Origin of the sequence: Streptomyces sp. NPDC126510 (genome assembly GCF_040302345.1) — a bacterium.
Taxonomy (GTDB): Bacteria; Actinomycetota; Actinomycetes; order Streptomycetales; family Streptomycetaceae; genus Streptomyces.
The window spans coordinates 23156-35975 of record NZ_JBEORR010000025.1 but is presented as its reverse complement, the minus strand read 5'-3'; the positions used below and the strand labels follow the sequence as shown (position 1 = coordinate 35975).

Annotated in this window: 10 protein-coding genes; 3 read left to right on the top strand and 7 right to left on the bottom strand. The window is 72.8% G+C overall.

All coding sequences use genetic code 11. From position 1 onward, the window contains the following. The 4 genes from ABTX60_RS30265 to ABTX60_RS30250 form a co-directional block, all read right to left on the bottom strand. The gene (locus tag ABTX60_RS30265; protein WP_352100189.1) at positions 1 to 579 is read right to left on the bottom strand and encodes a hypothetical protein; all 579 of its coding nucleotides are present in this window, start codon (positions 577 to 579) and stop codon (positions 1 to 3) included. Positions 580 to 903: 324 nt separating this feature from the next. Next, positions 904 to 3165 carry an MMPL family transporter gene (locus tag ABTX60_RS30260; RefSeq protein ID WP_352100188.1) on the bottom strand — a complete coding sequence of 754 codons (2262 nt, stop codon included), beginning with the start codon at positions 3163 to 3165 and terminating at the stop codon, positions 904 to 906. A gap of 57 nt (positions 3166 to 3222) precedes the next feature. After that, positions 3223 to 4185 (bottom strand): DMT family transporter, encoded by a 963-nt coding sequence (locus tag ABTX60_RS30255; protein WP_352100187.1) that lies wholly within the window; start codon positions 4183 to 4185, stop codon positions 3223 to 3225. 94 nt (positions 4186 to 4279) lie between these two features. Continuing rightward, the gene (locus ABTX60_RS30250; protein ID WP_352100186.1) at positions 4280 to 5101 is read right to left on the bottom strand and encodes a chitosanase; all 822 of its coding nucleotides are present in this window, start codon (positions 5099 to 5101) and stop codon (positions 4280 to 4282) included. 252 nt (positions 5102 to 5353) lie between these two features. Here ABTX60_RS30250 and ABTX60_RS30245 point away from each other — a divergent pair, with 252 nt between their 5' ends. Then, positions 5354 to 5536, top strand: coding sequence for a hypothetical protein (locus ABTX60_RS30245; protein ID WP_352100185.1), 183 nt, complete (start codon positions 5354 to 5356; stop codon positions 5534 to 5536). A 78-nt stretch (positions 5537 to 5614) separates the two neighbouring features. On the opposite strand, the gene ABTX60_RS30240 is transcribed toward ABTX60_RS30245, so the two are convergent. Next, complete coding sequence (locus ABTX60_RS30240) at positions 5615 to 6343, bottom strand: ankyrin repeat domain-containing protein (RefSeq protein WP_352100184.1); 729 nt, start codon at positions 6341 to 6343, stop codon at positions 5615 to 5617. A gap of 213 nt (positions 6344 to 6556) precedes the next feature. Here ABTX60_RS30240 and ABTX60_RS30235 point away from each other — a divergent pair, with 213 nt between their 5' ends. After that, the gene (locus ABTX60_RS30235) at positions 6557 to 8725 is read left to right on the top strand and encodes a SpoIIE family protein phosphatase (protein WP_352100183.1); all 2169 of its coding nucleotides are present in this window, start codon (positions 6557 to 6559) and stop codon (positions 8723 to 8725) included. Here the strand turns inward: ABTX60_RS30235 and ABTX60_RS30230 are convergent. Further along, positions 8694 to 9362, bottom strand: coding sequence for a GAF and ANTAR domain-containing protein (locus ABTX60_RS30230; RefSeq protein WP_352100280.1), 669 nt, complete (start codon positions 9360 to 9362; stop codon positions 8694 to 8696). The two genes, ABTX60_RS30235 and ABTX60_RS30230, sit on opposite strands and share 32 nt — an antisense overlap. 141 nt (positions 9363 to 9503) lie before the next feature. Next, complete coding sequence (locus ABTX60_RS30225) at positions 9504 to 12035, bottom strand: SpoIIE family protein phosphatase (RefSeq protein WP_352100182.1); 2532 nt, start codon at positions 12033 to 12035, stop codon at positions 9504 to 9506. Positions 12036 to 12184: 149 nt separating this feature from the next. Between ABTX60_RS30225 and ABTX60_RS30220 the strand changes: the two genes are divergently transcribed. Continuing rightward, positions 12185 to 12775, top strand: coding sequence for an AMIN-like domain-containing (lipo)protein (locus ABTX60_RS30220; RefSeq protein WP_352100181.1), 591 nt, complete (start codon positions 12185 to 12187; stop codon positions 12773 to 12775). Positions 12776 to 12820: the final 45 nt, after the last annotated feature.

Sequence of the window (12820 nt, the reverse complement as noted above, 5' to 3'; positions counted from 1 at the left end):
TCATGCCTCCCTGAGCTCCGGCGCCGCGTCCCCGGGCAGGTTCGGAGCGCCGGCGGTGCGCTCCGGCCGGCCCGAGCCGGAACCGTTGGCCTTGCTGCCGGCCTTGGCGAGCCGTCCGACGGCGAACCCCGCCACGACCGCTCCGCCGAGGAACGCGCCGGGGCGTCGGCGGGCGAAGTCCTGCAGGTCGTCGACCAAACCGCCTGCGCCCCGTGTGTCCAGGTAGTCGGCTGCCCGGTGACCGCGGTCGGCCGCCTGTGTCACGAGGCTCCTGGCGGGCGAGTCCGCGTCAGCGCTGTCCGCGAGACCGGACAGGTCGTCCGCCCACTGCCGCATCACCTGCGCTCCTCGTCGCGTCTGGCTCTCGGCCTCCTCGGTGACCCGCGTCCGCAGGTCACCGGCCATCGCACCGGCCTGCGCCCTGGCCTCACCGGTGACGGCTCTGACCTGGTCGCCGGCGGTGCCGGCGACCTGACTCGCCCCTTTTCTGGCCTGACCGACGGTGGCCGACGCCTCCTGTTTCGCCGTCTGCCCGGCCTGCTGAGCACGACTGGTGCTCTCGTTCGCCATCTCGCTCATGGGTCTTCTCCCTCAGGCATCGCCCGTGGATTCGCTCTCGTCGCGATCCGGACCGTCCGCGGCGAAGGCGTATGCCGTCACCGTCCGCGGCGATGGCATACGCACGATCACCGCGTTTCGGCGCGTCCGGCCGAGTGCGAGGGCTCGCCGCCGACTCCTCATGCTCCGGCTGCCGTCCCGCACGCACCCTCCTCGATTAACCACACCCGCCAGGACAAAACGGCAAAAGTGGATTTTTCGGGCACAGAGGTTCGGGGTGAGGTGTCCGGCCGTCACAGGCGGCCGGTGTCATAAGCGAGTTGAGGCGGAGGTGGGAGTCGCGCTTCAGTGAGCCGCCGGACGCGCCCCGGTCTTCGCCCCCTCGGCGTCGATGTGCGGCACCACCCGGTCCAGCCACCGTGGCATCCACCAGGCGTGCCGTCCGAGCAGCGTCATCACCGCCGGCACCATGAGCAGGCGTACGACGGTCGCGTCGATGAGGACACTGACGGCCAGACCCAGTCCGAGCATCTTGACGACGATGTTGTCGCTGACGATGAACGCCGCGAACACGCTCACCATGATGAGCGCGGCACAGGTGATCACCCGGGCCGTGATCTCCAGGGCGTGCGCCACGGAGCCCTTCGCGTCCCCGGTGCGCAGCCACGCCTCGTGGACGCGGGACAGCAGGAAGATCTCGTAGTCCATGCTGAGGCCGAAGATGATGGCGAACATCATCATCGGCACGTAGCTCTCGATGGGCACCTTGCCGTGCACACCGAGCGCGGGCCCGCCCCAGCCCCACTGGAACACCGCGACGACCACGCCGTACGACGCGGCGATCGACAGCACGTTCAGGACGGCCGCCTTGACGGCGACGAGCAGCCCCCGGAACACGGCCAGGATGATCAGGAACGCCAGGCCGACCACGACGAGGATGATGATGACCAGCCGGGAAGCGACGATGTCACGGAAGTCGACCTGGGCGGCCGTCGTGCCGGTGACATAGCCCTTGGCATCCGTGCCCTCGACCGCGTCCGGCAGTGTCTGGTCGACCAGGCGGTTGGTCAGGTCCGTGGTCGTGGCGTTCTGCGGCGACTTGGTCGAGTAGACGGTGCCGATCAGGACGTCGCCGTCCTGCGTGGGCGTCAGGGGCGTGACGGCGGCGGCCCCTTGCACCGAGTCGAGCCTCTTCTGTGCCTTCGAGGCCAGAGCGGAACGCTGCGACGAGGGCACGTTCGTCTGGTCGATGACGACGGTGAGCGGGCCGTTGGACCCGGGCCCGAACGCGTCGGTCATCAGGTCGAAGGCCCGCCGGTCGGTGAAGGACGTCGGATCGGCGCCGTCGCCGATGTGGCCGAGCTGGATGGAGAACACGGGGATCGCGAGCACCACGACCACGGCCACGCCCGCCGACAGGAACCGCAGCGGCCTGCGCTCCACCCGCTGCGCGTACCGGTGCCAGGTGCCCTGGGGCGTGTCGCCCGCCTCGGCGTCGGTCTCGGCGACGGGACGGCGTACGTGGTAGCGGTCGATGTGCCGGCCGATGAGCCCGAGCAGGGCCGGGACCAGCGTGAGCGCGCCGATGACGGCCGAGACGACGGTGACCGCGGCGGCGAGCCCGAGCAGACCGATGAAGCCGACGCCGGAGGCGGACAGGCCGGCGAGCGCGATGATCACCGTGCAGCCGGAGACGAGGACGGCGTGGCCGCTGGTGGCCGCGGCCTGCCCGGCGGCTCGCACCGGGTCTGCCCCGTCGATGAGGTTCTGCCGGTGCCGGGTGATCATGAAAAGGGCGTAGTCGATGCCGACCCCGAGTCCGATCATCGTGGCCAGGGTGGGGGAGACCGTCGCGAAGGTGAACGCGGCGGCCAGCAGCCCGAGGATCGCCAGACCGCCGACGACGCTGATCAGCGCGGTGAGCAGCGGGACGACGGCGGCGATGACACTGCCGAACCCGATCAGCAGCACGATGATGGCGACACCGAAACCGATCAGCTCGCTCACCCGGTCGTCGGCGTTCGGCCGGGCGAGCTCACCGAGCGGCCCGCCGTACTCGACCTCGGCACCGGCCGACCGCAGCGGCTGCACGGCACTGTCGACCCCGTTCAGGTAGTCGTCGCCGAGTGTCGAGGGCTGTACGTTGAAACGGACGGTGATGTACGCCGTCTTCTTGTCGTCGGACAGCGGCCCGACGTTCTGCTGCTGCGACTGCCCCGAGGTGGACCCCTGCGCGGACAGCGGGTTCTGGGCCGACAGGACGTGCGGCAGCTTCTCCAGGTCGGCGACCGTGGTGGAGATCTGCGAACTCAGGGCGGTCAGGTCCTGCTGGTCGTCGTGCAACACGATCTGGCTGCTGTAGCCGCCGGCCTGCGGATCGTGCGCCTTCAGCACGTCCAGGCCCTTCTGGGACTGCGCCTGGGGCAGGGAGAAGTTGTCGGAGTACTCCCCGCCGAAAGCCCGGCTGACGACCTGCAGCGCCACCAGCGCCACCAGCCAGGCGATGATGACGATCACGAAGTGGCGTGCGCACCACTCGCCCAGCCGCCGCAGCACACCTCCGCGCGCGGCCTCCCGGTCCCCGTCGGCGGTGCGGCTGTGCGGCATGAACTCGTCTCCTGTGTCGGCCGGGAGGGCAGTGCCGTCCATTAGATGCGCCCGGGATCACTCCGGCATTTCAGGCACGCGGAGTGCGCGGGACTCCGGGCGCGCGTTCCCCCGAAAGGCCCGCCTCCGCGTACGGCGGTCGCGCCGTACGCCCCTCAGCGCTCCCGAGCCGAGAGCCACGCCGAGTCCCACCAGCGCGCTGCCCGCCGCCTGCGCGAGTCCGTAGGAACCCGTGCCGACGAGCGGTGCCGTGCAGGCCGCCGCCACCGGGATGAGGCCGGAGAACAAGGTGGCGCGTTCCGCGCCGATCCGCTGCATGCCGATGTACCAGCACACGAAGCCGACCACGGTGACCACCACCGCCTGCCACAGCAGCGCGGCCGTCTCGACGCCGTCCGGACGCCGCAGCCAGCCGGTGCCGTCGGCCAGGAGCCCGACCGCCGCCGACTCCACGGCGGCGACCGCGCACACGGTGGCGGACAGCAGGCGCGGACCGAGCGACCGCAGTACGGGAACGGCGAGTACGGCGAACCCGACCTCCCCGGCCAGGGCGCACACGGAGAAGGCGATGCCCACGCCGTCCGTGCGTCCCCAGCCCTGGACGGTGAAGGCACCGACGGCCACGAGCAACGCCCCGTACAGCACGGCCCGTTGCGGCCTGCGCCCGTCCAGCAGGGGCACGAGCACCGCGACGGCCACCGGCGCACAGCCCACGAACACGCCGGGCACCGCCGGTTCCGCCGTCCGCTCGGCGGCGATGACGGCCAGGTTGAAACCGACCATGCCGACTGCCGCGAGCAGGGCCAGACGGCCCCATTGGCGGGGTGTCAGGGCCCGGAGCCGGTCGGCGGCGCCCTTCCCGGCCGCCGGGACCAGCAGCAGGCAGGCCAGCCCGTAGCGCAGGAACTGGCCTCCCGCGTACGGGTAGTCGCCCAGCACGCTGTTGGCCGTGAAGGACCCTCCGACGAGGACGCAAGCGAGCGCGGCGAGCAGGGCCCCGCGCGTGGTCGTGGTGTTCATGGGAGTGACGCTAGGCAGCCGGGCGGCCTGGGAAGGGGTCCACTTCCACGCGTGCTTGATGGACCAATCGGCCCGTCCCGCCCGGCCCGTGACGTCAGCCGATGTGGTAGCTGTCGCCGTAGACCTTCCAGTCCAGCGGCGGATTCAGATCGAGGTTGCGCTGCCGCAGGAAGACGCGCTGGGCCGTGTCCACCCGGCTCGTGTCGCTGTGTGCCTCCTCCTGCTTCATGGCCCACACCCGCGCGTCCAGGAAGGCGTTGAGATACGTCACCTCGTCACCGCCCTGAGCCGGCGGCTTCGCCGTCCGCAGGGCCCGCTTGCGGATGTTGCGGAAGCTCGTGGGGTCGCCGCCGTCGCCGTGCATGACGATGGCGTCGTAGTACGCGAACTGGCCCAGGACCCGCAGTCCGTCGGCCTTGCCCTGCCGGACCGCCGGGCCGAAGTACACCCGGTCGCGCTCGTCGTCCTGGGCGCGCCGGAACTCCGCGTCCCGTGCCGCCCGGCGCCAGTCGCCGGGGAAGCCGGGGTCGAGTCCGTCGTGCGAGTCGGAGCCGTCGACCTCGCGCAGGGCCGGCAGGTACCTCGCGAGGAGGTTGCCGGGCTTGCGGGCGGTGTAGAGCTCGACGAGGTCCAGCATGTCGCCGGTGCCGGAGCAGAACCCGATGATGCCGGCGGTGTAGCCACGGCCGTCGCCGATGTCCTCGATGTACTGGTACTGCGCCTTCCAGTCGAGCGAGGAGTTCTCCGCGCTCGACACGAGCTGCATGGCGATCTCCTTCTTCGCCGGGTCGTCGAGCCCGATCACGGCCACGGAGGCCGTGGCGCGCGGCGGCTTCAGGAACGGGGCGGTCGCGAGGGCCGCGCCGAACAGCGCCAGGACGGTGCGGCGGCCGGCCGGGGCAGAGGGGTGTCTCACGGTGCCTCCAAGCAGAGTGGGGGTTGGAAGAGCGGGCCGTGCAGAACTGATAGGAAGGTTTCCTATCACTGTGAAGGCGCAAGAGAAACAAGCGGGTTGGAAGTTCGTAGGGTCGAACAAGCTCGGTACCCGTGGCGGCGCGACATCCACGGCGGCGGGGGTGGCACGGGAACCAACGGCCCCTCTCACACGTCAACTCAGTGCCCGCAAGGGCCGAACGGTCGGACCGACCAGCCGGAGAGGGGAATCGCCGTGGACGAGGCGAGGTCGCAGCAGGGGAGCGAGGCGGAGAGCGCCGCCCGCCGGGCACGCTTCGGCGCACTGCCGGAGCCGGTGCGCGTGGAGGACATGGTCGAGGAGCGGGCAGCCAGCGTGCCGGACCCGGCGCGCACCGCGTACAACCAGGACGAATGGCTCGTGCGCTACTGCCTGTGAGGCGGGCGGGCCGCTAGGTCGTGTCCGCAAAGTCCCGCCTGCCCCGCCGGGCGGACGACGGGACTTTGCGGACACGACCTAGGAGGTGCTCCTCGCGTCCAGGTCGCGCAGCCACCGCACGACGTCGTCGGCGTCCTGGGCGCGGGCGATGTCGAGCGGGGTCATGCCGTCGTAGCCGCACCAGTGCGGGTCGGCGCCGTGCTGGTGGAGGTACTGCGCGGTGGCCAGCCGCCCACCGTGGCAGGCGCCCCAGAACGCGCTGGTGATCTCGTCCGCCGACGGCGGTTCATCCGCCTCGACGTACGCCCGCACCCGGTCGAGCAGCCCGAGCGTGGCCGCGTCCTGCAAGGTGACGCGGGCGCCGTGTTCGATCAGCCGGCGGGCGGCGCGCCACTGGCCGAATCCCCGGGCGTCGGCGAGCGGGCTGCCGCCGCCGATCACCGCGCCGGGCGCCTCGATGTCGGCTCCCGCCGCGATGAGCGCGTCCAGCACGGGCACGTCGTTGCTGCTGGCCGCCCAGTGCAGCGGCGTCTCCTCGTGCGCACCGATGAAGCGGGCGCCGGGATCGGCCCCGGCGGCCACGAGGGCCGCGACCACCTCGGGGCCGCGCGGGAAGTGCCCCGGCCAGTCGGTCGCGATGTGCAGCAGACTGCGCGTACCCGCGCCGTCCTCGCCCTCCTCCGAGATGCGCACGGTGGCGAGACCCGGGTGGTCAGCGAGCAGGTTCCGGAGCCCGGGCAGATCTCCGGCCCGGATCGCCTCCGTGACGGCGACGGCCAGCGGGTCCCGCGATGTCAGCGTCTGCAAGCCGGCCTCCCCATGCCGTCCAGGGCTGCCGATTCTGCCAGGAGACGCCCGCCGCCACGGCCGTCTGTGCGAAACGGCCGGTCCACCGCAGCCGACCGTCCCCACGGCCATGCCCCAGGCCTGCACGTTCATCCGCAAACCGGGCACCCGTCCGGACGACATGCCCGCACGCTCCGCCAGGCGTAGCGTCCGGGATAGAAGCGGGAGGACACCATGCCCGGGAGCGAGGAGCACCCCGGCGGCTCCGGATCGCCGGACGAGGCCCTGGGGATCGCGCTGGCCGACACCGTGCGCGGTACCGGCGCCTCGATCGGCGGCCTCTACCTGATCGAGGAGGCGGAGCCGGTGCTGCGCCTGGTCGCCCTGTGCGGTCTTCCGGTGGCCTTCAGCGCCCCCTGGCAGCGGCTGCCCCTCACCGCACCCGTCCCGGTCACCGACGCGATCCACGACGACGTACTGGTCAGCATCGCCGGCCAGGACGACATGGCCCGCCGTTATCCCCGGGCCGCCGCCGTCCTGCCCTACCCCTTCGCCCTGGTCGCCGCCCCGGTGACCGGCGTACGGCGCTCCTGGGGCGGCCTCGTGCTGATGTGGCCCGCCGGCCGGCCGCGCCGGGTCACACCACGCGAACGCGGGCACATCACCTCCAGCGCCCGCCGCATCGCCCGCCTCCTGGACGACGCCACCCGGCCGCCGTCCCTGCCCGACCTGCCGCGCGTCGTCCCCGTCGACGCCGTCCGCCACCCCGTGCAGACCGGCCTGGCCGCCGCCGACTACCTCGAACGCCTCCCCGAGGGCGCCCTGGGCCTCGATCTGGAGGGCCGCATCACCTTCGCGACCGCCACCGCGGCACGTCTGCTCGGCAGCGGCGCCGACCGGCTCCTCGGCACCCGGCCCTGGCACTCGTTGCCCTGGCTCGACGACTCCGTCGTCGAGGACCACTACCGCACGGCGGTCATCAGCCGCGCCCCCGTCTCCTTCACCGCGCTCCGCCCACCGGACCAGTCGCTGACCTTCCAGCTCTACCCCGACACCAGCGGCATCAGCGTCCGCGTCCTGCCGAGCGCGGAGCAGACCGAGCACCCGCCGCCCGCCGCTGCGCGGCCGCCCGTCGCGGCGCCTACGGGACGCCTCTACCAGCTCGTGCACCTGGCCGCGGCGCTCACCGAGGCGGTGACCGTGCGCGACCTCGTCGCGCTGATCGCCCACCAGATCCTGCCCGCCTTCGGCGCCCAGGGCCTGGTGCTGTCCGGCGTCGACGCGGGCCGGCTGAAGATCACCGGCCACCACGGTTATCCGGCCGACGTCATGGAGCGGCTCGACGCCCTGTCGCTGGACACCGACCTCACCCCCGCCGGCCAGGTCCTCGCCAGCGGTACTCCCGCCTTCTTCGCCGACCCCGGCGAGCTGGCCGCCAGCTACCCGGACGCACCCCAGATCAGCGGCAAGCAGGCCTGGGCGTTCCTCCCTCTGATCATCTCCGGTCGGCCGGTCGGCTGCTGCATCCTGTCCTACAGCCGGCCACACACCTTCACCGCCGACGAACGCGCGGTCCTCACCTCGCTGTCCGGCCTGATCGCCCAGGCCCTCGACCGCGCCCGGCTCTACGACACCAAACACCGGCTCGTGCACGAACTGCAGCGCGCCCTCCTGCCCCGGGCCCTGCCCCGCCTGCGCGGCCTCGACGTCGCCGCCCGCTATCTGCCCGCCGGCCACGGCACCGAGGTCGGCGGGGACTTCTTCGACGTGCTGCGCCTGAGCGACACGAGCGCGGCCGCCGTGATCGGCGACGTCGAAGGACACAGCGTCGCCGCCGCCGCCCTCATGGGCCAGGTCCGCACCGCCATCCACGCCCACGCCACCGCCGGTGCCGGACCCGGCCAGGTCCTCGTCCGTACCAACCGTCTCCTGGCCGACCTCGACTCCGAACTGCTCGTCTCCTGCCTCTACGTCCACCTCGACCTGGGCCGCCACCAGGCCTCCCTCGCCAGCGCGGGACATGTGCCGCCGCTACTGCGCCAGGCCCGGCACCCCACCGGCGTCCTCGACCTCGAGCCCGGCCCGCTCCTGGGCATCGACACCGGCACCGACTACCCGGTCACCACCGTGCCCCTGCTCCCCGGCACGACCCTCGCCCTCTACACCGACGGCCTGGTCGAACTCCCCGGCACCGACGTCACCCGCACCACCGCCGAACTCGCCGGGCACCTGGACTCCGCCGACGGCCACGACCTGGAACGGCTCATCGACCGGCTGGTGCGCCACACCACACCCACGGGACGGCACACCGACGACATCGCGGTGCTCCTGCTGCGCGCCTCCCGACCGGGTGACGCTCCGGCCGAAGACATCAGCCCGTCGGGTCCGGGGAGTCGGCCTTGACCCGGCGGGCCACATCGCGCAGCTTGAGGTTGTGGTCCTGGGAGATGCGCCGCAGCACACCGAAGGCCTCGTCCTCGCCCAGCTGATGGCGTTCCATCAGGATCCCCATCGCCTCGCCGATGGCGTGCCGGGTCTCCAGCGCGTGCTCCAGCTGGTCCACGGTCCGGGCCGTGGCGAGCGCCACCGCGGCATGTGAGGCGAGCAGCCAGCCCGCGGCCTCGATGTCCTCACCGAAGGCCCCGGGACGGCGCGAGTAGAGGTTCAGCGCACCGAAGTCGTCCTCGTCGGTGTAGAGCAGGACACCGGTCATGCTGCCGATCCCGAGGTCGAGGGCCGCCCGGCTGTACCGCGGCCAGGACGGCTGCGGACGGGTCATGTCGGCGATCCGGAACAGCCGCTCCCCGTCCACCCGGCGCGCGGCGTCGAAGCACGGCCCCTCGCCGAACTCGCCCTGCAGCCGGTCCGACTCCGCGACCATGTCACCGCACACGGACAGGGTCACGGCCCGGCCCTTGGAGACCGTGAGGATCCCGGCGGCATCGCAGCCCTCGATCAGCTCCACCGCCGACGACGAGACCGCGTCCAGGGTCGCCTGGACCGAATCCTGCGCGACCAGGTCCCGGGCGAGCCGGGCCATCTGCTCGGCGTACCGCTGCCAATCCACCGCAACCACCGCCTCGCTCACCGGTCCCGCCCACCGTACTCCGCCCGGCCTCGTACGGCCGTTCACCCGATCGGCCGGGCGTCCGGGCAGTCTGCCCGCAGTGCCGAGCCGCACTCACCGGTACGCCGTGAGCAGCAGAGCCACGTCGTCCGGCCGCTCCCGGGCCTGCCTGGCCGTGCCCACCAGCCGGTCGGCGAGATGCTCCACCGAGTCCGCCGGGGTCTCGGACAGACGGTGGCGGACCGCGTCGATGCCCGTCTCGATGTCGCTGCCGGGCCGCTCGACCAACCCGTCGGTGTACAGGGCCAGAACGCTGCCGGGGGCCAGGGCGAGCGCGGTGACGGGATACACCGAGTCGGGCTGCACGCCCAGCATGACGCCGCCCGCGAGGTCCAGCGTCTCGGCCCGCCCGTCGGGGTGGCGCAGCAGCGGCGGGGGGTGGCCGGCCCGCACGGCGAGGGCCCGTCCGGTGGCCGGGTCGAGTTCGATGTAGCAGCAGGTGGCGAAGACGTCCGACTCCAGCTCGCTCAGCAGCCGGTTGGTGTGCGTGATGACCTCCTGGGGCGGGCGCTCGCTCGCCGCGAAGGCGTGCACCGCGCTCCGCAACTGCCCCATGACGGCGGCGGCGCCGACGCTGTGGCCCTCCACGTCCCCGATGACCAGCGCCACGCCACGCCCGGTGGTGATCACGTCGTACCAGTCGCCGCCGATCGCCATGCCCTGCGTGCCGGGCAGATAGCGGCCGGTGGTGCGCAGGCCCTCGACGATGGGCAGCCGGTGCGGCAGGAGTCCCTCCTGGAGGCCGCGGGCGACGGCGGACTCCGAGTCGTACAGCCGCGCCCGTTCCATCGCCTGGGCCGCCAGGCCGCTCAGCGCGGTGAGGGCGGACCGCTCGTCGGGGGTGAACCGGTGCGGGGCGTCCCAGCCGAGGATGCAGGACCCGACGGAACGGCCGGAGGCGATCAGCGGCAGGAACGACCAGGCCTGCATGCGGTCCAGGGTGATGCCCGGATAGGCGAGGGAGAGGTCCTCGGGCGACTCGAAGAACAGGGGGAGCCGCGTGGTCAGCGCGTGGACGCCGGGCAGGTGCGTGTCGAGGGTGACGCCCTCGAACGGGGTGAGGAAGCCCTCCGGGTAGCCCGACTCCCACAGCAGGTACATCCGGCCCTCGTGGACGGTGTACAGGGCCAGCTCCCGGGCGCCGAAGGCGGGCAGCAACTGCTCCGAGACGGCCCGGCAGACGTCCTGCACGGTGACCGCCTCGGTGAGCACGCTCGCCATCTGCACCACGTGGTAGAGCGCCCCGGCCCGCGCGGCCGCCACCGGGCCGGGCGGCGGCGCGACGGCGGTGGGGCCGGGGGCGGCGGCGGAACCGGCTTCCGGCTCCGGCTCCGCCCCGGTGGGCGGCCCGGTCGGAAAGACCCGGCCGGTCAGCCCGTGCACGTCCGGGAACAGCACGAAGCTCAGCCAGTTCCCGTCGGGCCGACGGACGAGGAAGGACACCTGCTCCTGCGACAGCATCGCCGCCCGGTAGCGGTCCTCGTACGCGGGATCCCGGAGCCAGGTGACCACCTCCCACGGGTAGCGGCCGAAGAGGTCCTCCCGGCCGGAGCCCAGCAGTTCCTCGCAGCGACGGTTGGCATACGTCAGGCGGCCGTCCTGGTCCAGGGAGAACAGCCCGTCGGGCAGCCGCTCGGCCGCTTCGGCCGCGGTGAGGCCGCCGCCCGCGTCGACGAGGGCGCCCACGAGGATCCGCGCGGATCCGGCGCCGCCCTGCACGAGATGGCCCCACAGCTCGACCGGCCGGTAGCCGGTCTTCTCCTCGCCCCGCGACTCGTCCAGGACCCGGAAGTGCCGGGACCTGACCCGGCCGTCGGCCAGCGCGTCGTGCCGGCTCTCGCGCAGTTCGTGCAGGTCGTCGGGGCTGACACGGGCCTCGACGTCCGCGATGGTGCCGCCGTAGGCCGACCGGTCCAGGCCCAGGAGCGCGAGGGCGTCGTCGTCCGCCGTGCAGCGGTCGCTGTCCAGGTCCCAGTCGATGAGTCCGACCCGGACCGGGTGGGCGGCCGGGGTGGGCAGCCGCACGCTGATCGGCTCGTCGTCGTACTCGACGTGGTGTGCGGCGGGCCGGCCCGCGACGAGACGGTCGAGGCGCTCTTCCATGGCCCGCTCGGCGGGGCGCAGCGCGAGACCGACCGCTTCCCCGTCCATAGGGTCCCGGGCCGCCGAGCGCAGCACGACCAGCACGCCGACCGCCTCGCCGCGAGTCCGGACGGGCTGGTAGGCGGAGCCGAACGAATACGGGAGCCCGGCCGTGAAGTGCGGGAAGCGGACCATGGTGGCGTGCTCGTCCGGCAGCCACAGCGTCTCGTCGCGCCGGTAGGCCTCGGCCATGGGCAGGGCACCGCCCACGGGCACCCGCCACCAGCTCCTGAGCAGCGAACGGGGCACCCCGGTGATCATCGCCAGCACCAGCGAGCGCCGGTCGCGGGAGCGCAGGTAGACCAGTCCGCCGTAGCCGCCGAGGTCCCGCACGGCCTGCACCAGCGGGTCCGTCAGGGCATCCTCTATCCGGCCCCCAGCCCCGTCCCGGCTCCGGCCGGCGGCTGACCGCGGCCCGTCCGGTACGGCGGCTGCCTCATCCATGTCGCGTCCTCCCGGTACGGACGCACCGGACACCAATCGCTTCCCACCAGGATGTGCCATGGTCGGCGCTCCGGCGCGGCAAGTGCAACCTTTCGGCCGGTCCGGCCGTCTCATCCGGCATCAGCCACATGCGAGCCTCGGGGGCAGCAATGGTACGAATCAGAAGAGCATGCGCGACTCTCGCACTCGTGGGCGCCACGGTGGGTGTGGCGGCCGTCCCGGCCGGCGCCGCACCGGTGGCCGGCCCGCAGACCACCGCACGGGCCACGACGTGTCCGACCGGCTGGGGAAGCCTCGCCAAGACCGGCGCCGGCGCGGGTGTCGCACCGATGACCGACGTCAGGACCGGTCGTCACACCTGCTTCGACCGGATGGTCGTCGACGTGCCCGGCGCGGGCAGCGGCGTCGGCTACACCGTCCAGTACGTCGACAAGCTCTACCAGGACGGCTCGGGCCGTTACATCGCCGTGTCCGGCGGCGCCGTGCTCGAGGTGCGGGTGACCGCGCCCGCGTACGACCCGGAGACCGGCGCGGCCACGTATCCCGGCCGGGTGGCGCACCCGCTGCCGGGCGTGGACCTCACCGGCTACCGCACCTTCCGGGACACCCGGTTCGCCGGGAGCTTCGAGGGGCAGACCCAGATCGGTCTCGGCGTCCGCGCGCGGCTGCCCTTCCGGGTGCAGCAGCTGGAGGACCGTGTCGTCGTGGACGTCGCCCACAGCTGGACCGCGACGGGCTGACGGCCACGGGCCGACCGCACGGCGCCCGGCTCTCAGGGACCGGGC